The sequence below is a fragment of the Pseudoalteromonas sp. HL-AS2 genome, from assembly GCF_031198805.1.
GTDB classification, from domain to species: Bacteria; Pseudomonadota; Gammaproteobacteria; order Enterobacterales; family Alteromonadaceae; genus Pseudoalteromonas; species Pseudoalteromonas nigrifaciens.
In genome coordinates this window covers 418076-442936 of record NZ_CP133571.1, presented here as the reverse complement: position 1 = coordinate 442936, position 24861 = coordinate 418076, and the positions used below count along the sequence as shown (strand labels likewise).

General features: G+C 37.2%; 21 protein-coding genes. All 21 read right to left on the bottom strand.

Going from position 1 to position 24861, the window contains the following annotated elements:
• Positions 1–226: 226 nt before the first annotated feature.
• The 21 genes from RB215_RS02090 to RB215_RS01995 all read right to left on the bottom strand — a co-directional run bounded on the left by RB215_RS02090 (position 227) and on the right by RB215_RS01995 (position 24854).
• Positions 227–2461, bottom strand: a complete 2235-nt coding sequence (locus RB215_RS02090; RefSeq protein WP_309216777.1) for a polysaccharide biosynthesis tyrosine autokinase — start codon at positions 2459–2461, stop codon at positions 227–229.
• Between the two features lie 15 nt (positions 2462–2476).
• A complete protein-coding gene (locus RB215_RS02085; RefSeq protein WP_192532831.1) occupies positions 2477–2911 on the bottom strand; it encodes a low molecular weight protein-tyrosine-phosphatase in 435 nt (144 codons plus the stop codon).
• Between the two features lie 12 nt (positions 2912–2923).
• Positions 2924–4036, bottom strand: a complete 1113-nt coding sequence (locus RB215_RS02080; RefSeq protein ID WP_192532830.1) for a polysaccharide export protein — start codon at positions 4034–4036, stop codon at positions 2924–2926.
• 1304 nt (positions 4037–5340) lie between these two features.
• Entirely contained in the window at positions 5341–6222 is an 882-nt protein-coding gene (gene galU / locus RB215_RS02075; protein ID WP_309216776.1) for a UTP--glucose-1-phosphate uridylyltransferase GalU, read from the bottom strand.
• 230 nt (positions 6223–6452) lie between these two features.
• Positions 6453–7619, bottom strand: a complete 1167-nt coding sequence (locus RB215_RS02070; RefSeq protein ID WP_309216775.1) for a nucleotide sugar dehydrogenase — start codon at positions 7617–7619, stop codon at positions 6453–6455.
• A gap of 43 nt (positions 7620–7662) precedes the next feature.
• Positions 7663–8178 (bottom strand): hypothetical protein, encoded by a 516-nt coding sequence (locus RB215_RS02065; RefSeq protein WP_309216774.1) that lies wholly within the window; start codon positions 8176–8178, stop codon positions 7663–7665.
• Positions 8168–9358: a glycosyltransferase gene (locus tag RB215_RS02060; RefSeq protein WP_309216773.1), complete on the bottom strand. Its 1191-nt coding sequence runs from the start codon at positions 9356–9358 to the stop codon at positions 8168–8170. The genes RB215_RS02065 and RB215_RS02060 overlap by 11 nt, the downstream gene beginning before the upstream one ends.
• 4 nt (positions 9359–9362) lie before the next feature.
• Positions 9363–10229, bottom strand: a complete 867-nt coding sequence (locus tag RB215_RS17820) for an EpsG family protein (protein ID WP_375144252.1) — start codon at positions 10227–10229, stop codon at positions 9363–9365.
• An 80-nt stretch (positions 10230–10309) separates the two neighbouring features.
• Complete coding sequence (locus RB215_RS02055; RefSeq protein ID WP_309217151.1) at positions 10310–11182, bottom strand: glycosyltransferase family 2 protein; 873 nt, start codon at positions 11180–11182, stop codon at positions 10310–10312.
• A 99-nt stretch (positions 11183–11281) separates the two neighbouring features.
• Entirely contained in the window at positions 11282–12691 is a 1410-nt protein-coding gene (locus tag RB215_RS02050) for an oligosaccharide flippase family protein (RefSeq protein WP_309216772.1), read from the bottom strand.
• A 46-nt stretch (positions 12692–12737) separates the two neighbouring features.
• A complete protein-coding gene (locus RB215_RS02045; RefSeq protein WP_309216771.1) occupies positions 12738–13802 on the bottom strand; it encodes a TDP-N-acetylfucosamine:lipid II N-acetylfucosaminyltransferase in 1065 nt (354 codons plus the stop codon).
• Positions 13803–13830: 28 nt separating this feature from the next.
• A complete protein-coding gene (gene rffA / locus RB215_RS02040; protein WP_309216769.1) occupies positions 13831–14958 on the bottom strand; it encodes a dTDP-4-amino-4,6-dideoxygalactose transaminase in 1128 nt (375 codons plus the stop codon).
• The gene (locus RB215_RS02035; RefSeq protein ID WP_309216767.1) at positions 14945–15514 is read right to left on the bottom strand and encodes an acyltransferase; all 570 of its coding nucleotides are present in this window, start codon (positions 15512–15514) and stop codon (positions 14945–14947) included. Before RB215_RS02035 ends, rffA begins: the two co-directional genes overlap by 14 nt.
• A gap of 7 nt (positions 15515–15521) precedes the next feature.
• Positions 15522–16253: an acetoacetyl-CoA reductase gene (gene phbB, locus RB215_RS02030; protein WP_010555583.1), complete on the bottom strand. Its 732-nt coding sequence runs from the start codon at positions 16251–16253 to the stop codon at positions 15522–15524.
• Positions 16254–16273: 20 nt separating this feature from the next.
• On the bottom strand, positions 16274–17146 hold the full coding sequence (rfbA, locus tag RB215_RS02025) for a glucose-1-phosphate thymidylyltransferase RfbA (protein WP_309216766.1): 873 nt from the start codon (positions 17144–17146) through the stop codon (positions 16274–16276).
• Between the two features lies 1 nt (position 17147).
• Positions 17148–18251, bottom strand: a complete 1104-nt coding sequence (rfbB, locus tag RB215_RS02020; RefSeq protein ID WP_309216765.1) for a dTDP-glucose 4,6-dehydratase — start codon at positions 18249–18251, stop codon at positions 17148–17150.
• A complete protein-coding gene (locus RB215_RS02015; RefSeq protein ID WP_309216764.1) occupies positions 18248–18994 on the bottom strand; it encodes a glycosyltransferase family 2 protein in 747 nt (248 codons plus the stop codon). Before RB215_RS02015 ends, rfbB begins: the two co-directional genes overlap by 4 nt.
• Positions 18994–19980, bottom strand: coding sequence for a sugar transferase (locus RB215_RS02010; RefSeq protein WP_309216762.1), 987 nt, complete (start codon positions 19978–19980; stop codon positions 18994–18996). The genes RB215_RS02015 and RB215_RS02010 overlap by 1 nt, the downstream gene beginning before the upstream one ends.
• 75 nt (positions 19981–20055) lie before the next feature.
• Positions 20056–21024 (bottom strand): Wzz/FepE/Etk N-terminal domain-containing protein, encoded by a 969-nt coding sequence (locus tag RB215_RS02005; protein ID WP_309216761.1) that lies wholly within the window; start codon positions 21022–21024, stop codon positions 20056–20058.
• A 252-nt stretch (positions 21025–21276) separates the two neighbouring features.
• Positions 21277–23949 carry an SLBB domain-containing protein gene (locus RB215_RS02000; RefSeq protein WP_309216760.1) on the bottom strand — a complete coding sequence of 891 codons (2673 nt, stop codon included), beginning with the start codon at positions 23947–23949 and terminating at the stop codon, positions 21277–21279.
• 122 nt (positions 23950–24071) lie between these two features.
• Positions 24072–24854: a DUF481 domain-containing protein gene (locus RB215_RS01995; protein WP_309216759.1), complete on the bottom strand. Its 783-nt coding sequence runs from the start codon at positions 24852–24854 to the stop codon at positions 24072–24074.
• Between the last annotated feature and the right edge of the window lie 7 nt (positions 24855–24861).

Below are 24861 nucleotides of genomic sequence, written 5' to 3'. Positions count from 1 at the left end.
ATACGTTTTTATAACAGGATAAACCTAAAAGCTACGTAGCTATTGCGTAATAAAAACTTACTCGCTAATTATGAAGTTGCATTTTAGCAACTTTCTATCTCAGCTTTTATACACACCATTGAGACACTTTTTTCCATTTTGAGACAGTCAATTTAGACTATCTCATTGTAATACCTTGTTTTTATACTTTTATTAAAAAGTGCCCAATAGGCCACCGAAAAATGTACTATTTTTTATCACTTTCGTAAGCATAATTATAATACCCATAAGCATTGCTGGCTTTTTTAACTACGCCGTTAAATACCACGCCTTTCACATCTATACCATTTTGCTCAAAACGGTTACGGGTTAGCTCTATTTCGCGTAAATGGTTTTGTCCATATCGTGCTACGAGTAACGTAGTGCCTGTATGGGCGCTTACGATAGCTGCGTCGGTTACTGCTAAAATAGGCGGCGTATCTATAATTACTAAGTCGTACAGCGCGCTTACCTCTGCTACAAACTTACTAAAGTTGCTGTGCATAAGTAGCTCTGATGGGTTAGGTGGTATTTGACCTCGCGTAACGACGCTTAACCCTTCAACCGGAGTTACTTCGGTAACTTCCTCTAGGTTCAATCGACCTGATAGGTAATCGCTTAGGCCGTTTTCCCATTGTAATCCAAACTGAGTTTGCAGATAACCTTTACGCATATCGGCATCAACGATGAGTACTTTCTTACCACTTTGTGCTAATACTGTAGCTAAGTTAACCGATATAAACGATTTACCTACACCTGGGCTTGGGCCTGATATAGCGATTAAATTATTTTTTGCTTCCATCATCGCAAAGTGCAGGCTAGTACGTAAGCTACGCAGTGCCTCTATTGATAAATCGGCAGGGTTGTCGAGTGCTAATATGGTTTTGGCTTTAGGTATTTTACCTTTGCGTGTTCTTGTTGCAAAGCCGGTTAGCTTTTCTTGGTGATCTGAATGTGGCACGCTCGCATAAACAGGTATACCGAGTGCTTCTATTTCAGCTGGATCTTCTATGCCTTTGTGCATTGCTTTTTGTACTAATACAATAGCGACGCTTAGCATCCCACCTAACATGGTTGCCATTACTACTATTAGCGCTTTTTTAGGTTTTACTGGTTTACTAGTATTAACCTCAGCGTAATCGATTATACGTACATTACCTACTGTGCCAGCACGAACGATGTCTAGTTCTTGGGCTTTACCTAGTAGCAATGTATAAATTTGGTTACTTACTTCTACATCACGCTTTAAGCGTAGTAGCTCTTGTTGCGTTTCGGGTAAGCCACCTACTTCACCAATAAACTGTTGCTTTTGTTTATTAACCGCTGCAATTTGCTCAATAATACCCTGGTATGTTGGATGGTCTTTTTTAAATTTACGACCAACTTCTAAGCGTTTAAGTTCAAGCTCTTGTAGCTTTGTTTCTAGCAGTACCACTTGCTCTAATATGCCTTGGGTTTCTAGCGTTATATTTATAGTTTGGCGTTTTATTTGATAGTCGTTAAAGCGCTGCTCTGCATGCTCTAATTGCTTTTTAATTTCAGGGAGCTGTACTTCTAAAAACTCAAGCGACTTTTGTGCCTCAGCGCTACTACGCTCTACATTACGGCGTACATATATAGCTGCGACTTTGTTAAGCACAGTTTCGGCGTAATTTGGTTTAGTGCTTTGTAAGCTTAAATCAATTATTCCTGAATCTTTTCCTTTCTCGCTTGCACCAATTGCCGTTTGTAGGTCTAAAATTGTGTTAAGACGATCTTTACGACTCAATAAAAACTCTGTGCCTGGACGAGCATTTAAGCTGCGTATTGTTAAGCTAAACTTACCATTAGTTAGCTCTTCACCGACTTTACCCGCTAATATTTGCTCGTCATCGCCATTTAATAATGCAACGCTATTATTTGCTTGCGCTATTAAAGTATATGTTTGGTTAATTGCGTTGCGCGGTACATCGAACCTAAATACATTAATGCTTTCGCCACCCCATGCATATGAACTTGCACCAAAACTTGGCTCAGCTAAATCATTTTCTTGCAGAGGCGTAAATGTACGAAATGCACGGTTACCAATATATGGGAATAATTTAGGCTCTACTGTTATATCTAAATTTAAAGCGTCGACTGCTTCACCTATAATGCTGCGCGATTTAAGGAGTTCTATTTCGGTTACCGCTGCAGAGGTGCTTTCAAACATACCGCCCATATCGTCTAAACCAGGCACTGAACTACCACTGCTTTCAACTTGGAGCATCGCTGTTGCTTGGTAAACCGGCTGACTTAAAACCGCATAAACAACACCCACAAACATAAATACTGCTGTTAATGCAATTATAAAATATTTACGGTCGATTAAAGCACCTAACAATGCCATTAAATCTATTTCTTGTGACTGCGAAGCTGAACTATTTGTCTGCTTGGGTGTGCTGCTATTAGGCTGGGTATTCATTAAATTAGCCATTCCTTATAAATACTTTTGCCAAGCGCTACAAGCGCTGTCGATTAATGTGTATACGTGCTCAAATGCCTCTTGGCTTTGACGGTACGGATCGGGAATCTCAGTGTTATCAATCCATTTACCTAATAAAAATGTTTTACCACGTGCCTCTGGGTATTGACTATGTAAATCATTTAAATGACGCTGCTCCATGACTAAAATAACACTGTTCTGTGCAATTAGTTGCGAAGTAAGTTGGCGCCCTTGGTGTGGGTCCATATTAATACCGTGTGCTTGGGCTATTTTTTTTGCAGTAGCATCAGCTGACTTGCCTTCGAGTGCAGTTAAGCCAGCTGACGACACTGTTATATTTTTGCCTTCAAGCTTAGCTTTTAATATATATTCAGCAGTTGGGCTGCGGCAAATATTGCCTGCACAGACCACTAATACAGAATCAAACATGTTAATTAACCCTTAGTTATTAATGTCGTTAAGGTTATCAACTGTTGCTACCGAAGGTAGTAACAAGCTTATTACACGGTTCCAACGTGCCAGGGGTGCTGATGTTACATATACAATATCGTGCGGTTGTAATTCAAACTGCTCAGCCAACACCAATGCAGCTATGTTTTTAGCATGCAATTGGTATACATCAGCAATTACTCCAGTTTGCTCTACATTACTTTTACGCAGAACAAATATACCATTTGCGTCAGCAGTGCCTTCGTTCAAGCCGCCTGAGTCACTCAATGCTTCGGCCAAGTTTAAGCCATAACGATTAAGCTTTACTGAACCTGCTTTATTAACATCACCTAATACAAATACTTTTTGTTTATCGTTACGGTTAACATGCACTATATCGCCATGTTGAAGTAACCGATTTTGAGAAATATCGCCATTAGCGTAAAAATCTTCTAGCTTTATTACTTCTGTTTTATCGCCACGTGTAAAAGTAACCGTGCGCCAATCAGCTGCTTCGGTTAAGCCACCCGCTTGGTTAATAGCATCAATTAAGGTAAGCGGAGTATCGGTAACTGGGTATACACCAGGCTGTTTTACTTCACCCGTTACATACGCTTTTTGACTTTTAAAACTTACTATTTTCACGTCTACTTGAGGGTTTTCTATCACACGGGCTAAACGAGTTACTAAATCTTTACGCAGTTCGCTGATTGTATGTCCTGCTGCTGGTATATTAGATGCATAAGCGTAAGTTACCGTGCCGTCTTCTTGCACTTTAAAACCGTCGAACTCAGCTGTACGTTGTGTGCCTGCCGGTATAGTAAGTTCGGGATGGTCCCAAACACCTACTGTTACTACATCGCCCACACCTAATTTATATTGATAATCGCGGGTGTTAACCCCCACTAAACTAGAGATTGGTTTTGCTGCTGTGCGTGCTTTTTTTTGCTGGGTAATTAGCGCCGAATCAATTAGTTGAATATTAACTTTTTCGAGCTCTTGCTCTAAATTTTGTGTTTTCTCGTTTGATTCAATGCCTTCGTAATGGCTGCCAGGTATTATTGTACAGCCTGTCATTGCTAAAAATGCGAAAGAGGTAATGAGTGATTTACAGCGTAACGCCATTGTGCAGAATCCCAGTGTTTTTTAAATATTATAATTGTCCATCACACTCGATGGGTACTTATTTTGCGCAGTAATTAAAGCATGGATATAAAAAAAAAGATAGGTTCTAGACTCAAGGTTATATAGCCTTGAACTTACTACCTTCTGCCATATCAGTAACGCTTGCCCCAGCTTAGAGGAAAAACTTTATTTATATAGTTCTTCAGACACGCTCCACGTTCCAGTTCGTCGCAGAGCTCCTCTCGCTCCAGCTTGAAAGCAAAATTATTTGCTTGTCTAGCCCTTCGGGCACGCTTCACGTTCCAGTTCGTCGCAGAGCTCCTCTCGCTCCAGCTTGAAAGCAAAATTATTTGCTTGTCTAGCCCTTCGGGCACGCTTCCGCCCCTAGGTTGCAGTTCCTACGTACTGATGCAGCTTAAATTTTGATATTTATAAGCGAGATTAAAACTACAATTACAAATTGCATAAAGGTTATTGTATTTTTTGTTTTGGCTCGTCGCTTTTACCTTGCGTTACAGCACTGAGAATTGATTTTTTGTGACTGGCTTTGGAGAAGTGTTTTTTTATTTATTACGGGATACTCGCGATTTATTTCGAGGTTTACTGGTAATAATACTCGCTTTCCGTAGCTATCCACACTTTGAATCAATTGCAGACAACGCAATATAATACTAAATGAGCGCAGAATTATACCCGATGCTGTTCACATGTAAACAACTAATTGAAGGGTAGGTTTAAAGTTAAAAGGGTTGGCAAAAAATAAAAATGTCCTGTTATTAAGCTCCCTCTGTTTTATATTATTAGCTGGGTATTTTCCACTTTAGTACAGTTATGAGTCATGTACCAAGCGGCAAATACTCGCATGGTTGATCATGCAACGATTATTCATTGCGAAGGTGAAAGTTACGAGCACAAAATAGCGCTCAATAAGAGCAAATAAAATTCGGTGTCAACTGGCCAAGATTATTGATGCGAAGCCGATCAAGTTAATTGATTTAGATATTGACGATAGGTTTAAGCAATTATCTGTTATTCCATATATTAAAGGGGTACGTAAAAAATAGAGAGTGACCAGTTACTTTTATTTATTTAGATATCGACGAGTCTGAGGCTTTTGCTGTACCAACGTAGTAACACCAAAGATGGTAAAACGGGTATTTTCGCTTGCAGATTAAATTTTGGTAATAAATTAAATATCATATCAGTCGACTGTATAGCTAACTGGTATGATATTTACAGTAAAACGGCTCGCTGAATACGCTGATTGTTTTGCTTAAAGGTAAAATGATATGACTATATAAGGGCTAATTTACTAGCGCTTTTAAATGCTCTGTAAATTCTTCACCTAACGTTTCGTGGCGTAGGCTGTATTCAACAATGGCTTTTAAATAACCAAGTTTATCTCCACAGTCGTGTGAACGACCGCTCATATGAAACGCTTCTACTGTTTCTTGTGCTATTAGTGCATCAATCGCATCGGTAAGCTGTATTTCGCCACCAGCGCCAACATGTGTTTTAGCAAGTAGCGGCCAAATATTTTTACTTAATACATAGCGGCCAACAACCGCAAGGTTTGAAGGGGCAACATCAACATCTGGCTTTTCAACCATAGTTTTAATAGCGGCGCTTTCACCTGGGGTTAGCTCTACACCGTTAATATCTGCTATACCGTATTTGCTTACATCTTCCTGTGCTACAGGTTCAAGCATAATTTGGCTGGCTTGCGTTTCGTTAAAACGGGCAATCATTGCAGCTAAATTTTCAGTTTCTTGGTTAGCAGTAACGTCATCAAGAATTACATCGGGCAGTACCACCACAAAATCATCATCACCTATAATAGGCTTTGCGCACAATACAGCATGGCCTAAGCCTTTAGCTTCACCTTGGCGTACATGCATAATGGTTACATCAGGTGGGCAAATAGAACGCACTTCATCAAGTAAAACACGCTTAACGCGTTTTTCTAATGTGGCTTCTAGCTCAAAGCTGGTATCAAAATGGTTCTCAATCGCATTTTTAGAGCTGTGCGTTACTAATACAATTTCTTTAATGCCCGCAGCAACACACTCATTAACTATGTATTGTATTAGTGGCTTATCAACCAATGGCAACATTTCTTTAGGAATAGCTTTGGTCATAGGTAACATACGCGTGCCTAAACCGGCAACAGGAATTACAGCTTTCACGAATAGTCCTTTAATTAAGTTTTTTAATGGTTTTGATAAATTAGCAGCTAAGCCATATATCTAAGCTGAATAATTTTATCTTTTTTAAGTGCTGAGTAATACAAAGCACCATATACAAAAAACAAAAAACACCTAGCTCAAATTGAACTAGGTGTTTTAAATGTTCTAAGCTCTAATACTTGCTCATATTTATTGATCTTTTATCCGGTACCTTAAGTCTTTAATATTTATTAATCACTACCGAATAAATCACGTGTATATACTTTATCGGCAATATCACTAAGTTCTTCAACCATACGGTTAGACACCACTACATCTGATATTTGCTTAAATTCGTTTAAGTCTTTAATTACACGTGAATGATAGAACTCATTTTCCTCAAGTACAGGCTCGTAAACTACAACTTCAACACCTTTAGCTTTTATACGCTTCATTATACCTTGAATAGATGAAGCTCTAAAGTTATCAGAACCAGACTTCATAACTAATCGGTATATACCCACTACTTTAGGGTCGCGTTTTAGAATAGAGGCTGCAATGAAATCTTTACGAGTGGTATTAGCGTCAACGATGGCACCGATAATATTGTTAGGTACATCGGCATAGTTTGCGCGAAGTTGTTTAGTGTCTTTTGGTAAACAGTAGCCGCCATAACCAAACGAAGGGTTATTGTAGTGGTTACCTATACGCGGATCTAAACTAACACCTTGTATAATTTGCTTGCTGTTTAAGCCATGTGCTTCAGCGTAGCTGTCTAACTCATTAAAGTAAGCAACACGCATTGCTAAGTAAGTATTTGAGAATAACTTAATAGCCTCAGCTTCAGTAGAATCTGTAAAAAGTACTTCAATATCTTGTTTAACGGCGCCTTGCTTAAGTAAGTTAGCAAATACTTCGGCGCGTTCACTCTGCTCACCCACTACAATACGAGATGGATATAAATTATCATAAAGCGCTTTGCCTTCACGTAAAAATTCAGGCGAAAACAGTAAATTGTTTATACCTAACTCTTCTTTAATACGCTGTGTAAACCCTACCGGTATGGTCGATTTAATCACTAAAACCGCATTAGGGTTATGAGCTGTAGCCTCTTTAATAACCGCTTCAACCGAGCTGGTATTAAAGTAGTTATTCTCTACATCGTAATCTGTAGGAGTCGCAATAATTACAAAATCAGCGTTTTTGTAAGCTGCAGCTTTATCGGTAGTAGCTGTAAAGTTTAAATTATCACGGGTTAAAAATTCACTAATTTCGGTATCAACAATAGGCGACTGCTTCTTATTTAACAACGCTATTTTTTGCTCATCAATATCGAGCGCAACCACTTCATTATGCTGCGCTAATAACATAGCGTTAGAAAGGCCTACGTACCCTGTGCCTACTATTGTAATATTCACTTAAAATTCCACCATGTTCTTTGTTTAACAATTATAACTTGCACTAACTTTTGACACTACCAATACACTTAGCTGGTACACCACCATAAATAGCAAATTCCCTTACCTGTACTTTTGAAATGACTGAGTTAGCAGCTAATAATGACCCCGTAGGGAGTAATGAACCAGCAGTTAAAGTACAATTGGCACCAACCCATGCTCCTAGGCCTACTACAATGGGCGACTTTATAGAGTCACCAAATCGAAAAGAACCATTAACTGCTGAATGATTCCCCGAGACTAGAACACTACTAAAACCAATCATAACTTGCTTTTCTAACGTTATTTTATCAATAGCATTAACAACTACAAATGGGGCTAAATAAACATCATCATTAAAAAAGCAATTTTCTAAATTTTTTATAATAGCTGTTGCAGACACCTGTAAGTTTTTAGCTGGTGTAGGCATACCTAAATTATATAAATAACCTCGTATCCGCATAATAAATGGGATATCAGGGAAAAAATACATTAAGGTTCTTACAAACCAAGCATATAAAAGCAGTAACTTATGCTTCACGAGTATCCTCCTCTAAAATATTCTTTAGATATTCAACCCAATAAGCTTGGTTAGAATATTTCGCCATCTTTTCAGCACCCTTTCCTAACCTCTTTAGTAGCTCATCATCTTTCAGTAAAGACTCGAGCGCTATAAGCAGTTCTGATTGATTACCTGGTGTGAATATCAAGCCGTTTTCAGCGTTTTTAACAAACGCTTTAACGCCACCTACTTGAGAAACAATTACAGGCTTTTTATGCGCCCACCCTTCCATAATAACACGCGGAAAACCTTCATAATGGTTATTAGAGGGTACAACGATAACAGAAGCCCTATCAAAGTATTCTGACAATGCTTGATGCGGAAGCTGTCCGGTAAATTGAATATTACCTTCTAAATTTAACGCCTTAACTTTTTGTTGCGCTTTTTCAAGATCAGGACCATCGCCAATAATGGTTAGCTTTACTTTAGCTTGTAGTTGGTTTACTACGGCTATTAAATCAAATATACCTTTATCGTCAACAATACGCCCCACAAAAAGTAGGTTTAATACTCCTGAATTATCACCCTTTTCCTCGCTGGACAACTGAGGGGTTTTTGCCATTAAATCTACGAACTGATGAGTGTTTTTGGGTGAGTATTTACGGCTGAAGCTCTCAAGCACATCGCCTGTGCACAAGTTGATAGTGTTATAATGCTTGCAAATCTGGCTCAGTTTAAAACGTAAATATCTTGAAAATAGAAAACCAAATATTTTCTCAGGCAATGTGTATTTTGGGTCACGCCAAGTATTTGAGGCGTTAGCACACATATGGTGAAGCACCTTTTCACCCGCTTTCAATGCCTGTAAGCCAAATAAAATACTGCCAATTGATGGTGTACGTAACCAAAAATAAGCGCCACTATGCTCAGCAATAACTTTATCCGCAGTTGCCTTGTATTGTTTTATATAATTTCGATTAAAAATACTCTTTATCGCAAAGTCTTTTGTCGATGAATAGCTTGGAAATGGGTAAAAGTGACTTTCATCTACCACGGTACTATAGCTAATAGGCTTTGTATTAGCTTTTTTACTCGGCGAGCAAACAAAAACAGAGTCGTTACCTATAGTATCTTGTAAAAACGCAGCGGAGGTCGGCTTTGCATAATAGCTTCCCTCGTGTAGTTCAAAGGTTTCGCCGACAAATGCAACTATTTTCATTTAATTAAACCTTTAATGTAATTGTAAATAACTTCAAATAGCAAAAAATGCAATAAAGTATAAAGAAAGGGAAGAATAGTTTTTTCTTGCCTATACTTTGATAAAAATAATATAAAACAAACGGTTCTAACAAAGTATATACGAGAGTGAAGCGTCCAGAAATTACAGATGACTTTGCAAATATAAGACTGAAAACAATTATAATAAAGCTTAAATATATATACTCCGAATACTTCCTATTAACAGGCCTTGTTAACAAAAAAAGTAGAAGAAATAACGATAAAAATAGATAGATTAATGAAGATAACGACTTCCCTTCTTGAAATTTAGTTCCAACATAATAATAGTACCCACTTTGGACTAATATAAAATCCATTAATAAACTTATTGCGACTAATGAAAGTATAAATAAAAATAACCATAACAAGTTTTTTTTCAGAAGTATCTTACGTTTTACATTAAGAAAATACTTCATCGAATTCGATAAAAAGAAAACAATTATGATTGAGTTGTGAAATAAAACAGGAAAAAGTGATGCTAACCAAAAGTATTTTTTTCTATAAAGAAGAGAAAATAAAACTAAAAACAAACAAATAGCAAAAGCAAACCTAACTTGAGTGCCTAATAACCCTTGAGATAAGAAAACCAAATTTGGAAATGCAAGTAAAAAAACCCTATTATTTCGATAAAATAAAGCTATTAATAACGACTCAACTAAAAGTAATAAGATCCAAAAATATGAAAAATCGATATTAAAATACTTAAAGGGAAGGGTTAATAACTCAAAGCCTATTTCAAACTGCCACCAATCATTCTCATAATTAGCTAAATAATTTCCATAATCAGCATTTAGCTCTCTATCAAAGTTCATTAATAAAAATAACAATGAAAGTAATACTAGCTTCAAGCCGAATAAATAATATTCGTTTTTCTTATAAATCAATTTCATTACTATTTAAGAACCCCAGTCCATTTTAGTAATTTTTTTAGATTTAGTAGCACTAAGGACTTTATAAATAAATGTGGCATTCTTTTTTTCATTGCAAAGCCTAAGGCTATATTATACTGCTTAGCAGCGATCATAGAACGTAATATGACTAAATAATTAAAGCCTTTAACTGCTTTTTTACTCATAAGATATTTATAGCCCTCTAACCAACTTAATGAAAAAGTGAAGTCGTTTAACTTATGAATTTGTATAAACTCATAAGCAACCTCATTTGAAAACACAAACTTTACATCAGCTTCTTCAAGTGACAAGCAAAATTGGTAGTCCTGATGGCGCTTTAAATCATGAAAAGGGACTTTTTTCGCAAGTTCCTTACTTAAAAAAATCCCACTAGTTTGGATTAACTCTTGAGCAGAAAATAAATATTCAGCCACGGTTTCTTTATCATGTATTGCACGTGTAGGTCTAATAAACTCTCTCGAACCATCAATTATTTTACATCGAGAGTAAATAACTACTTCAGGATTAAAATTTTTACTCTTTTCATTATATAAATTTAACTGTTTTTCTAGTTTATTATCATACCAAACATCATCATAGTCTAAAAAGGCAATGAATTGCCCTTGCGCATTATTTACACCGGTGTTACGTGCTATACCGCCATTGCTATTTTTTTCATGACGAATAATTTTAACTCTGGGATCATTTATTTGCTTTAGCTCCGATTTAGCAGAAATCGGAGAGCAATCATCAACAACAATCACTTCAACAGTACAGTTAGTTTGATTTAATGCGCTTGTTACCGCACTAATTAATCTTCCACTTTCCTTAGAATAAAAAGGGATAATAACACTTATTAATTGACTCAAGGGCATTTTTCTCACTGCAATTCCATGCTTTTTTAAAAGCTTAATTGTACCAAAATTATTTTATGTTCTCTTTTCTGCATAAGATTTAGAGTAATAGTCGGCACTTTAACTTTTTTTCTTAAGCAACCAACTTTTTAAATCTTGCAACTCACTTTTAAAGAAAATTAGTACACTAAATAACATTAATAACCAAAATATTATTAATTGGGTATTATAGTTTCGTCCATATAAACTTGTGATTACAGCCCCCGCTACAAGCAAAGTGGAGTAGCCATACATGGCTAGCCTCGGAGTTGGTTTCCATAGGTAAATAGCAAACTCTGTTCGCATTATAAAAAACACCCAAAATGCAATGCATGTACTCACTGCTGCTCCTGCTGCTCCATAAATTGGAATAAGCCACCAGTTACCTAGAAGATTGATTATAAAAGCTATACAAGCGGCCAGCATTGCAAAACCCGACCGACGGGTAACCCCTATACCAACAACTGTAGTTTCAGATAAGGTATATAATAGTGGGTAGCCTAAGCAAGACAGTAAAATCCACTGTACGGCATAATAAGGCTCTGGTAAGAGTAACGTTATCAACCAAGAAAACAAACCGGCTAAGCTAAATAATATAATGACAGCTAAAAGAACATATCTATTTACTTGTAAAATTTTATCTAGGTTTTCCCCTTTTGCTGCCCATTTATAAACTGTTGGCGCCCATACAGTAGAAAAAACACTTTGGAAAATAGTCGCCGCAGCAGCAAAACTAACCGCAACGGAGTATAAGCCTAGTTGCTCATAGCTAGAAAGCTCTTTTAATAATATTTTATCTGTCGCTGTTAACCCCCAAAAGGCCAGCCCACCAAAAATTAATGGTGTACCAAATCTTAGCAAGCTTTTTAAATAGGTATAGTCTATCTGCTCTTTTATAGCAGCAAGCCACTCCATACGCGTATTCCATGCATAAATAATACAAACAAATACAGTTGCAGCAACATTAGCTAATAGCAAATTGATAAGAGTTTTATCTATCGATAAAACGACATAACTAACAATGATCAAAATTAGCAGCAACTTGGGCAGAACTTGACTCATTGAGTATGCAAGGCCTTGCTCATTCATGCGTAAAATTAGTGAGAGAAAACGTGAAATAAAGGTTGCTAAAATAACCAATGTCACTAACAGACTTAAAAGGTAGCTATCGATTTCGAACAGCCAGAGCGAAATAACACTATTAGCCCCAAGCAATATACTAAGTATAATAATTAAGAGTAATAACCCGGGTAATATTGCAGCCTTAAACAAAGCGGGTTTACATTTTGTTTCGTGAAACTCACGCACATAAGCTTGATCTAACCCTAAACTAAAGAGCAATGTACAAAAACCGTTCACCACAGTTAACATAGCCAAGCGGCCAATATCTTGCTGTGAAAAAAACCATGTTATTATTGGTAACGTTATAAAACCCAGTAGTGCACCACCTAATGGGCCAAGTGCAAATGCGGCTATTTTTTTTGGTGTCATTAATTACTCAGTAATTTAGTTAGCAGAGTTTATTGAGATAGAATAATCAGGAAAATAAATTGCGTAGTTGCATTAAGTAATTCTTTTCTGAGAAGTAATCCTTAATTACCTTAATGTTTTCTGTGCTTATGTATTTATCTAACGCATTTAATTCGTTAATGTTTTTAACTTTAATTCCTTTTTCTTTAAAAAATTGCCATTGAGCAGTCGAATCTCGTAAATAAACAGTTTTACCTAAGCCTAGTAGGGTAATTGTATTGCCCATGGCCTGTTGACGCTTATGGTTAAATATTGCGACATCAATTGTCCCCAAAAATGACAAGTATTCGTTAAACTCCATAAAGTCTGTTATGGGTTTGAACTTTTCACCAAACATTAACTTACCTTTAGTTATAACTCGCTGAGCATATTCAGTCGAGCCATATGATAAAGGCAAATATATATTTATATTTTCATCTTTAAATGGCAGCAGGCGCTCTAATACTTCTATATGGTTATTACTAGGATCAGCTGAGTTGCCAATTTGAATATTAATAAAGCTATTATCACTTTTTGGTACTGCATACTCTTTGTAGAGATTACTTGAATACATTAAACACTCATGTTGCTGGCCTTTAGCATTATACCAGGATCTAGCTAGCTCTAAGTCGCCATGAATATAAGTTACTAAATGCCCAAAGTTCCTTATAGCTATTTTTCTAAAAAACTCTTTTAATCGCCACTTAATGGTACGTTTGTCGTATGAGTGACTATATAAATCCCCTCCCCATATGACCCAGTAACATTTTTTAAATTGCCAAGGAATGCAACATAAAAGTATCACTAAATTTATATCAAATAACCCATGAAGTATCACTTTATCTGCTTTATGTATTTTGAAAAGCACACTTAGTACGTTTCTCACTCCCTTCAAAGTCCTTTGCTTTAATAAAGTTACTTTCTCTGATTTTTTTATTTTCGAGTCAGCCATTCCACTTGTTAGAAAAAAATCATGCTCTTCAAAGTTAAAGTGTGAGCTTACAAACTCTATAAAAGGCGGGATAAATTTATCACAATTACCTATGTGTAAAATTCTTTTACCATTCTCCGAACTTGCTAAAAGTTCTTGCATATACTAAACCTCAAAAGGCTTACTGTGATCAATTATCAAAAAAAGTAAGAGCCGTCTCAATTATATGTTGCTGCTGTTGTGCTGTTAGCCCGTAATATAAAGGAAGCCTTGCCAGCTTTGAGCTTTCAAGAGTAGTGTAGATATCTTTTCCTGCAAACTCCCCAAACTGTTTTCCTGCTGGACTTGAGTGCAGTGGGATATAATGAAAAGGTGTCGTAATATCCTGCGTTCTCATATAACTAATAAATTCATTTCGCTCTTCATTTGAGCTCAATTTTATATAAAACATATGCGCGTTATGCGTTAATGAATCCGGAATATGAGGTAGCTGTTCAGCCTTTAGTTTTAGGCTGAGTTTATTGTAATAACGTTCCCATATTGATAAACGGAAATTATTTATCGTGTCTGCAGCTTCAAGTTGAGCATATAAATACGCAGCTTGTAACTCGCTTGGTAAAAAGCTCGAGCCTATGTCTTGCCATGTGTATTTATCGACAATACCATGTAGGAACTGGCTACGGTTTGTTCCTTTCTCACGTATAATCTCAGCTCGTTCAACTAGCTTAGGGTCATTAATTAAAATAGCCCCGCCTTCACCACCCGATGAGTAGTTTTTAGTTTCATGAAAGCTATAGCAGCCTATATGACCAATAGTTCCTAGTGCTTTACCTTTATAGGTAGACATTACGCCTTGTGCTGCATCTTCTACTACCCACAAGCCATGTTTTTCTGCGATAGCGAGTATTGTATCCATTTCACAAGCTACACCTGCGTAATGTACTGGCACTATTGCTTTTGTTTTAGCCGTAATAGCAGCTTCAATGAGTGTTTCATCAATATTCATTGTGTCCGGACGAACGTCAACAAATATAATTTTTGCACCACGTAATACAAACGCATTCGCTGTAGATACAAATGTGTATGAGGGCATTATAACTTCATCACCAGGCTGAATATCAATCAGAATAGCAGCTAGCTCTAACGATGCTGTACATGAGGGAGTTAGTAATGCTTTTGTTGTGTTGAAGCTGTCTTCAAACCATTTTTCGCATTTTTTAGAGAAGTAACCATCGCCGCATAACTTGTCTGATGCAATCGCTTGCTCGATATACGCTAATTCTGTACCTATTTTAGGGGGGATATTAAAAGGGATCATTGTTATCTCTTAAAAATTCAATTTCTAGTTCAAGTAAATTCTTCTTTCTTTCTTTTACACGCTTTGCTGGGTTTCCAACGTAAATCCCCCAAGGCTCAGTAGTTTTGTTAACTAGAGACATGGCACCTACAGAGCAGCCCTCTGCAAGCTTTACTCCTGGAAAAACAATTGATCCAGCACCGACAATTACATGCTTAGCTAAATGCACATGTTTTTTCGTCTCTTTTTTATATTTAGTCGGTATTGTAGGGTTTGTTAAAGTTCGACCAGAGTAATCATCCGACTGACTGAATACTTGTACTTGATAAGCTAAACCTGAAAAGTCATCCATTTGAATACCTTTCTCACCGCCAGCAACTAGACAAAATGGTGCTATATGGACATATTGACCTATTTTTACGTTACCTGAAATAACACAAAAATCATCAATTCGGCTGTTATTACCAATCTCAATTTGATCTGGATTATATATTGCAGCTTTGTCGCTAATTTTGACATTCTTACCAAGCGCTTTAAAGCCAACACTTTGTAATTCAATATCTGTTAAATATGCCATTTTATAATTACCCTATGAATAAGCCGCCATTTACAGGAATATTCGCACCTGTAATGTATGAGCAACAATCACTCGCAAGAAATGAAGCTACATTAGCAATTTCTTTTGGCTCAGCCAGTCGCCCTAATGGAATGTTGTCTTTTATGCCTTGCAATATATCAACTCTAATATTCTTCATCATTTCGGTGTTTGTATAACCCGGAGATATTGTATTAACTAAAATATTACTTCTAGCGCCTTCTTGCGCTAATGCCATTGTAAATCCATGGACACCAGCCTTCGAAGATGAATAATTTACTTGACCTGCCTGACCCTTTTGACCATTAACAGATGAAATGTTAATTATTTTTCCACCGCCGTTCTCTTTCATTATTTTATATATTGGTTGTGTAATATAAAATAATGAATTTAGATTAGTATCGATTACACTTTTCCAACTTTCCAATGACATTTTATGAAAAAAACTATCACTTGTAATACCTGCATTATTTACAAGTAAATGAACTGAACCTTCAAGCTCACTAATTTTAGCAATCATCTCTTCAACAGCTAATAAACTTGTGACGTCGCACTTAAATAAGCGACAATCATTTGATAGAGAATTTACCCAAGAATCATTTGCTTCTTGATTATCAGCCCTTGATATACCAACAATAAAAAAACCATCCTGACTTAGCTTCTGGGATATAGCTAAGCCAATACCTCTTGTAGCACCAGTTACTACGGCTATTTTTTTCATTACTAACTCACTTTATAATTTCAGCTGGCAATACTTTTTAAATACTGCCCGTAACTATTTTTTTCTAGTGGCTTAGCTAGTCTTAAAACTTCTTGCTTTGTTAACCAGCCATAATTTAATGCAATTTCTTCTAGGCAAGCTATTTTATACCCTTGTCGCTTTTCAATAGTCTCTACAAATTGAGCCGCTTCAAGTAAGCTTTCATGCGTGCCAGTATCAAGCCAAGCAAAGCCACGACCAAGTATTTCAACATTAAGCTTATTTTGCTTTAAATAAATTTCATTTAAGCACGTTATCTCTAGCTCACCTCTATGCGAGGGCTTAACTTGTTTTGCTATTTCTACAACAGAATTATCGTAAAAATATAAACCGGTTACTGCTAAATCAGACTTTGGTTTAGCTGGCTTTTCTTCAATGGAAATAGCCTTTTGGTTCTCATCAAATTCAACAACACCAAAACGTTCCGGATCTTTTACTTGATAGCCAAATACAGTCGCCCCTAGTCCGTTCTTAGCATTCTCAACCGCATGCTTTAACTTAGGTGAAAACCCTTGCCCATAAAAAATATTATCACCTAGCAATAAACAAACGTCGTCAGAGCCAATAAACTCTTCACCTAAAATAAACGCTTGAGCCAAGCCATCTGGGCTTGGTTGTATCGTGTAACTAAGCTCAATGCCAAAGCGTGAGCCATCACCTAATAATCGTTTAAATGATTCTTGATCTTCAGGTGTAGTAATAATTAAAATTTCACGTATTCCCGCTAACATCAACACAGAAAGCGGATAGTAAATCATTGGCTTATCATAAATTGGGAGTAACTGCTTGGATACACCCATAGTAATAGGATAAAGGCGTGTACCGGAGCCTCCGGCAAGGATAATTCCTTTCATGCTATTTTCCTTTAGCTGTCATATTTATTTCGCCCAGACGCTCACGCTGATATGAACCATCTTGTACGTTTTGACACCACGTTTGATTATCTAAATACCATTGAACGGTTTTACGTAGGCCTGTTTCAAAGGTTTCGACCGGTGTCCAGTTTAGCTCTGCACTCATTTTTGATGAATCAATAGCATAACGTCTATCGTGACCAGGGCGATCTGCCACGTACGTTATCTGTTCTGAGTACGGGGAGTCCTTAGGCACTAAAGTATCTAGAATACTGCAAATACTTTTAACAACTTCAATGTTTTGCTTTTCGTTATGACCACCAATATTATATGTTTCACCCACTTTGCCTTCGGTTACTACTTTATAAAGTGCACGTGCGTGATCTTCTACGAATAACCAATCTCTAATCTGATCACCTTTTCCATAAATCGGTAGTTTTTTACCTTCAAGGGCATTAAGTATTACTAATGGTATTAATTTTTCAGGGAAATGATATGGCCCATAGTTATTTGAGCAATTGGTTACAACTGTAGGAAAGCCATACGTACGTAGCCAAGCACGTACCAAATGATCGCTAGAGGCTTTGCTTGCTGAATATGGGCTGCTAGGTGCATATGAAGTTTGTTCCGTGAATAACGGTAGCTCTTTACCCAAAGCATTCCCTTCCTGTTCATCTGGGTGAGGTAAATCACCATATACTTCGTCGGTAGAAATATGATGAAACCGAAAAGCTTCCTTTACTGTATCAGTTAATGTATTCCAATATTCTCGAGCTGCCTCTAAAAGATTATAAGTGCCAACAATATTAGTTTGTATAAACTCTGCAGGACCAGTTATAGAGCGATCTACATGGCTCTCTGCAGCTAAATGCATTACTGCATCGGGCTGGTGTGTGGCAAACACACGATCAAGCTCTGTACGGTTGCAAATATCAACTTGTTCAAATGCATAACGTTCATCATTAGATACACATTCTAGTGACTCTAAATTACCTGCATAAGTAAGCTTGTCTAGGTTTACAACTGAGCTTTTGGTATTTGTTATTATATAGCGTATTACTGCTGAACCAATAAAACCAGCTCCACCGGTAACTAATATTTTCATACTGAGTGTTTTAAAAAACCTTTAACGGAATAAATAAAAAAATGATAAGTAGCATTAAAAATATTTAGCTTTACAACGTCTCGATAAAAACGCCATTGCCACTTTAAAATTTCAAGCTTATTTTGCGTCATGCCTGAGTCAACACGATATAAAGCAAGTACATTAGGGATACTCTGAGCTTTTGGTAGGTCTTTTAATATATCAAGCCAAAGGCCCATATCTTGTCGTTTACGTATTAAAGGCATATACTTTTTACCCAACTTTTCAACATCATACACTGCTGTTAAGCAGCCTATGACATTACTACTTAATAGCTTTTTATAGCAAGTAAACTCTGGTGGTATGACAATACCTTTCTTCTCATCACCCTCAACTTTTTGATAAGCAGTAAACGTAAACGCATAATCATTTTTAAGCATAAAACTAATCTGAGTAGTGAGCTTCTCGGGTAACCACTTATCGTCGGCATCTAAAAAAGCAATGTATCTTCCTTTAGCTTTTTTAATTGAGTTATTGCGCGCGATTCCCGCCCCACCATTTTCAGCATTTACAAATAGTTTTATGCGTACATCTCTATCTGCATAAGCTTTAACTATTGCTTGTGTACCATCTGTAGAGCGATCATCTGTTATTAATAACTCCCAGTTTGCATAAGTTTGAGAGAGAACAGATTCTATAGACTGCTCTATGTATTGATCGGCATTATATGCAGGCATGATTATTGAGACTAAAGGCAGCTTCATTAGCGCCCCATCCCGAACAACACAGTTTTCACGGTTAGCAATAAAATTTTAATATCTAACATTGATGAATGGTGCTTAATATAGTGAATATCATATTTATGCTTCCAAATTGCATCTTCGACAGATGCACCATAAGGGTAGCTAACCTGTGCAAGCCCTGTCACCCCAGGCTTAACTGCGTGACGAAAACGATAATATGGTATCTCTTTCTCTAAGTCCCTAATAAACACCTCTCTCTCTGGCCGAGGGCCTACTATCGACATTTCCCCTTTTAAAACATTAATCAGTTGCGGAATTTCATCTATTCGCGTTTTACGAATGAACTTACCCACTTTAGTTACTCGTGCATCATTTTTGGAGGCCCATTGAGCGCCATCTTTTTCAGCATCGTTACGCATAGATCTAAACTTGTATACATAAAACTCTTTGTTGTACTGTCCTGTGCGCTTTTGCCTAAATAAAATCGGACCTGGGCTTTCTAATTTAATTAAAATTGCTGCGATTAGAGCCAACGGAAAGGTAACTATAAGTAATAAAGTAGCACTTATTAAATCAATAAAGCGTTTAGTCACTTGAGTTCGCTTGTTTGACAATATTGAAAATGCTTTTTGATGTAAAAAGTAGCTACTATGCAGCAAGCGTACTTCAGTATATTTCAAACGCTCATCTAAATAGCTAACAAGTGGCTCAACCCATGCTCCGCATTCTGTTGCATTAACCAAAAATGTACGTTGTACAGATGTTAAATGAGCACTTTGATAATGACAAATTACTTTTTTAGTTAAATCTGTAATGCTGTAATCATTAACGATAATATCAAATGAATAGTCTTCAATTATTGCACCTATTTTGCTCGCGTATTCTGGCGGACAAAAAACATAAACAAATTTTTGCTTAAGCGCTTCTTTTTTAGACTTGAAGCTCTCAGAAAACAAAAAAGCCGACTGCTCATCAAATATTTTTTCTGGCTTTTTTTCAAGAGTCATAGCCATTCCTTGTAATGTATTTTCTGTTTTTTAAAAGTGTGAGGTAACGTAATTGCTGTATAATCAAGTCTACTCTCACCTTTTCTTAATAAAATATTTAACTATTACAACAAGCATACCAAGAATGCCACCAAGAAGAGTACCTAGTAATGCTATTAAAGCCCTCTTTGGCTTAAACTTTTCTTCTGGCACTAATGCCATATCAATCGTTTTAAATACGTATTCGTCTCGTACTTTAGCAAACATAATTGTTTTAGTTTGCTCTTCAACTAGTTTATAAAGTACCGCACGTATATCGGCGATTTTAGTTTGTTCTAGCTGTTGAGTTAAAAAGTCAGTGCTTTTTATTGCTTCTAAAACATCGCGCTCTTTCATAGTTTTATTTATATCTTTAATCAGCCAACTAACCCATTGCTGAGCGACATAAGGTGATACATGCTCTACTGATAATGTAACCATACCCGTTTCTTTATCAGTGTTCGTACTTATAATTTTGCTAAACACCTTAAAAGCCTCTTGCATTGATGGCTTTGGCTTAAAAGGCGCTTGTACTTCACGTAGCCACTTATTGTTTTGAGCATCGAATATTTCGCTATCATAAATAACTTTGTTAGCTTGCATATCCCATGATTTAGCTGCCATCAGGTCAGGTAAAACATTATGTTTTTGTATAAAGTCGCTGGTAAATTGGCGTGATTTTAATACTTCAATCGCTAATTGCGCTTTATTGCTTGAACCACCACCTAAATTAACACCCGCTAAACTTGCTAAGCCACCAAACTGCCCCGCTAAACTAGCTAAACCACCTGCTTGCTCTTGTTCTGCAGCAGCTAGTAGCGCCTCTGATTTATATATATTAGGTTGGTTCATTGCATAAACAACTGATGCAACTGCGAACAGTGCTGTAATTGCTATTATTAACCATTTTCCTTGCCAAATTACAGCAAACAGCTCACGTAAATCGATTTCGTCGTCAGCGATGTTATTGTTATGGCTTTGCACGTATTCGTTATTCTCTTTTATATTTGCTTGGTTATTGTTCATATAAATCTCGGTTGATAGCTAAAGCTATTTATTAGTCTTGCAGCCAGGCTTGCGGTCCGGTTCGTCGCAGAGGTGTCTTGCTTCAGCTTGGAAGTAAAACCATTTACTTTCAACTCATTCAGACACGCTTCCGCCCCTAGGTTGCAGTTCCTACGTACTGATTTAATTGCTAATTTTTGTTTTTACTATTTTGTAGATACTAACTAAAACCAAAGGGTTGCTTTGGCTTTAGTTACTAATTTATTACTTTAATTAAATACTACCAATTGCTGCAACTGCGACACCCAGTTGATAAAGGATCTGGGTAGCTGTGCTCCACAGCGTTAGCTTATCCATATGCCCTGCGTCCATAGGTACTACTATGGTGTCACCAGCCTCTAACTGCTCTGAGTTATTAACTGCAAACCAATTACCCGTGTTAGGTATTTTTACCGAGCCATTCGCTTTAATTATATAAATGCGGTCGTCATCGGCACGCTCTTTAAGGCCACCACTTAGCTTAAGGTAGTCGTCTACGCTTATACCCGCTTTATATAAGTGAGTAGTTGCATAATTAACCTCTCCCACTACGCTGATAGAGTCGCGCTTACTAGGCACGTAAAGTGTATCGCCATCTTGTAGCACTAAGTTTTGCTGGTTATTTGCAATTAAAGGCAGGTCAATCACTAAACGCCCAACTGCTTCCACGCTAGCCAAATCGTTAAGTAACTTGTTCATTTCGTCGTACGAAAGCGCACTGCTACTTACAGAGTCTTGAAAGCTTTTAGATGCCACATCGCGACGCAGTTCAGTTGCCAAACGCGCTAACTGCTGTTGCTCTTGCTGCTTAACCGATTGGCGAATAAACACCGCAGCTTTTTGCTCTGCAAAATCTGAAAATCCACCCGCACGCTCTAGTAAATTAGTCAATGTTTCGCCGCGGCGAATTGTGTAAGTTCCTGGGAATAATAGCTCGCCCTTTAAAGTTACTTTTACGTTTTCTTGCCAGTTTGGAATTGCAAAAATATTGATACTGTCTTTACTGCGCAGTGTAATGTTACTTTGAGGGTTTCCTTTAATGGCACTTGCTAAATCGAATCTAACATGCTCAATTTGAGATCCATCGTTAATTGCTATGCGTGTTATTTCTGCTTGTTTTGTATAAGCCGACTCAAGCAAACCGCCTGCAGCGGTAACTAAATCAACAACACTTCCATTAACCATTAATGGGTAAATACCTGGGTACGTTACACTGCCATTAATTTCAACTAGCTGCATTTCTTTATTAAGTGATGCTTGTTGTTTTAATTTAGCTATTATCGGCGATAACAATTTATTGCGGCTAAAGAAGGTAAACTCCTCTGATACTAAGCTTTTATTATCCGCTGTTTTTTTAGACACCTGAGAAATAGTTAAAGTTTGATCGCTATTTTGCAATGCAGTATTAATACTTAGTTCGGCACCAACGTATTTTTCAAACTCTTTTTGTTCGTATTTATGCCACAGCTCTGTTTTGAGTTGCTGTTCTTGCTGTTTTTGGCTTAGTGCCATATTTTTAAGCGCTAACTGCTCAGCCTGTTTTTCTTCAAATCGGCTAAATATAATTATTTTATCGTTAGCGCTCAGAGCTAAGTCGTTTTCGCTATTTTTAATAATGGCGAGAGCTACATCAAACTGATGTACTTGTATATCGCCATTAATGTTTACTTCTCGTACTACTAAACCATAGCTTAAATCAGCTTGCGGAAGTAGGTCGCCACGTACCGACTTTAGTACATCGGAAATACGTTTACCTTGGTGCCATTGATAGCTACCAGGGCGTACTACGGCACCGATTAAATTAACTGAATTTTTATATTGTGAGCTTATGGTATTAAAGCGTACGCGGTCACCGTCTTGGGGAATATAGTTTATGCTATTAGCAGAAAAGTCTACGGTAAGTACTTCTTTACGATTGTTGCTAAAACGCTCTACGACTGCATTTTTAGTATAGGCACCTGGTTTTAAGCCGCCAGCCATAGCTAGTAATTCTTTCGCCGTTTCGCCTTTTTTAAGTTCGAATATAGCTGGGCGTTTAACTAAGCCTTCTACTGTTACTTGAGCACCAACTGAAGGTACAAATACGGCGTCACCGGGTTTTAAAGTTATATCGTTACTGCTATCACCATGAATTAGTAGGTCGTACAAATCAAAATTAGCAACTACTTTACCCGCACGCTTAACCTGAATGTTACGCAGTGAAGCAATATCCGACACACCACCACTTACAAATAATGCATGCGATACAGTAGTTAAAGACGATACATTATAACTACCAGGCTTGTATGCTTCGCCAAGTACTAAAATACGCATGCTGCGTAACTGGCCGAGCGACACAAATACTTTAACGCCAATAATTTCTTGTTCTACTTTAACTTTTATTAATTCTTTAACTTCAGCGAAGGTTAAACCTGCCACTTGTACTGGGCTTAAGTTAGGAATGCTAATGCGCCCTTCGCGATCGACTATTACTTCAAAGCTATCGCTTTCTTTACCATAAAAGTTAATTAGTAGCTGATCGCCACGCCCTACAAGGTAGGTGTCGGGCACTGCTGCGGTTTCGCTAGGCATAAATGTAGTCGGTTCACCGGCAAAAAGTTCGTAACCAAATGGTTTTACTTCGTCTGTTTTTGGTTTGAATTGATTTTTGTTAATTTCTGCTTGGTTTTGCTGCTGTGTAGAATCGCGCTCACCAATTGTTGGTTCTTCAACAGTAGGTTGATTACTTGATTGGCTTGACCCAGTTATTACCGATAGATCAACACCATACTGCTTTGCCAATGCCTGCTGTTGAGACTTTGGTAATTTTTTAAATTGCTCTATTTGCGACGCACTCGGGGTGAGTGCTAATGTGCTAAAGCTACATATTAATACTAAAGCACTAAACAAGTGTTTAAAAACGTTCACGAGTGGGTATTTCCCTAGGTCTACAACAAGAATTGCTGTGTATTGTACATTACTATTAAACTAATAAAAAAGGGGCTTTCGCCCCCTTAGTCATTTAAATGTCATTAACTTGGTATTATTGGTTAAAAACTGTAAACCAATGTTAGTGAGGTCTCTGTATCGGTACTTTCTTTGTCATCAGCAACGTCTGAGTTGTTAATAATGTTGTAAGCAACCTTCATTTGTAATGAACCATTTATTTTAGCAAGTAGTGCAGTTTCTGAACGTGTTTTGGTGTTAGTGTCACCATACTCTACGGTTACTAATTGCGTAAAACGGGCGTTATCAGAAATCTTCCAGTTGTAATCTAACTTACCTAAAGCAATAATTTCGCCTTCGTATTCACCAGCAAGTGAATTACCATTTTCGTCAACTTCTGTGCTTACATCTGGATACTTAAAGTACTTATAACCAGGACCAATTTCAGCATTTAACCACATGGTTTTTTCGTTTAATAAACGTAAACCATAACCAGCAGAAACTACCGACTCACTTCTATAGGCACCAAAATAGTCTGAAACGTGTGAACCATAAATGAATAGGTGCGAGTGTTTTTCATTTAATTTGTAATTGCCTTGTGCAGAAATAGCGTATTTTTCGTTAGTACGCTGTTTGTCTTTTGTACCATCGTCGTTTTCTACTTCGTCTTCTTTATAAATACCGTCGATTTTGTACTCATTATTCCAACGTTCTAGATGATGCAATACCTTAATACCACCTTTAAGTGTGGTGGTTTCGGTGTTACCGCTGGTAATAATAGCGCCTAGCTCACTGGTAACTTCCCAGGTTTTTTGCTCAGCGTCGTCTGCAAATGCGTTAGTTGCTGCTGTTGCTGCAACTAAAATTGATAAAAGCTTTAGTTTCATTTAAAAA

Bases quoted from the DNA above. Each gene is read 5' to 3' on its own strand.
- RB215_RS02090 (WP_309216777.1), bottom strand. From the start codon at position 2,461: ATGAATACCCAGCCTAATAGCAGCACACCCAAGCAGACAAATAGTTCA.
- RB215_RS02085 (WP_192532831.1), bottom strand. From the start codon at position 2,911: ATGTTTGATTCTGTATTAGTGGTCTGTGCAGGCAATATTTGCCGCAGC.
- RB215_RS02080 (WP_192532830.1), bottom strand. From the start codon at position 4,036: ATGGCGTTACGCTGTAAATCACTCATTACCTCTTTCGCATTTTTAGCA.
- RB215_RS02060 (WP_309216773.1), bottom strand. From the start codon at position 9,358: ATGAAAATAGTTGCATTTGTCGGCGAAACCTTTGAACTACACGAGGGA.
- RB215_RS17820 (WP_375144252.1), bottom strand. From the start codon at position 10,229: ATGAACTTTGATAGAGAGCTAAATGCTGATTATGGAAATTATTTAGCT.
- RB215_RS02055 (WP_309217151.1), bottom strand. From the start codon at position 11,182: ATGCCCTTGAGTCAATTAATAAGTGTTATTATCCCTTTTTATTCTAAG.
- RB215_RS02050 (WP_309216772.1), bottom strand. From the start codon at position 12,691: ATGACACCAAAAAAAATAGCCGCATTTGCACTTGGCCCATTAGGTGGT.
- RB215_RS02045 (WP_309216771.1), bottom strand. From the start codon at position 13,802: ATGCAAGAACTTTTAGCAAGTTCGGAGAATGGTAAAAGAATTTTACAC.
- rffA (WP_309216769.1), bottom strand. From the start codon at position 14,958: ATGATCCCTTTTAATATCCCCCCTAAAATAGGTACAGAATTAGCGTAT.
- RB215_RS02035 (WP_309216767.1), bottom strand. From the start codon at position 15,514: ATGGCATATTTAACAGATATTGAATTACAAAGTGTTGGCTTTAAAGCG.
- phbB (WP_010555583.1), bottom strand. From the start codon at position 16,253: ATGAAAAAAATAGCCGTAGTAACTGGTGCTACAAGAGGTATTGGCTTA.
- rfbA (WP_309216766.1), bottom strand. From the start codon at position 17,146: ATGAAAGGAATTATCCTTGCCGGAGGCTCCGGTACACGCCTTTATCCT.
- rfbB (WP_309216765.1), bottom strand. From the start codon at position 18,251: ATGAAAATATTAGTTACCGGTGGAGCTGGTTTTATTGGTTCAGCAGTA.
- RB215_RS02015 (WP_309216764.1), bottom strand. From the start codon at position 18,994: ATGAAGCTGCCTTTAGTCTCAATAATCATGCCTGCATATAATGCCGAT.
- RB215_RS02010 (WP_309216762.1), bottom strand. From the start codon at position 19,980: ATGACTCTTGAAAAAAAGCCAGAAAAAATATTTGATGAGCAGTCGGCT.
- RB215_RS02005 (WP_309216761.1), bottom strand. From the start codon at position 21,024: ATGAACAATAACCAAGCAAATATAAAAGAGAATAACGAATACGTGCAA.
- RB215_RS01995 (WP_309216759.1), bottom strand. From the start codon at position 24,854: ATGAAACTAAAGCTTTTATCAATTTTAGTTGCAGCAACAGCAGCAACT.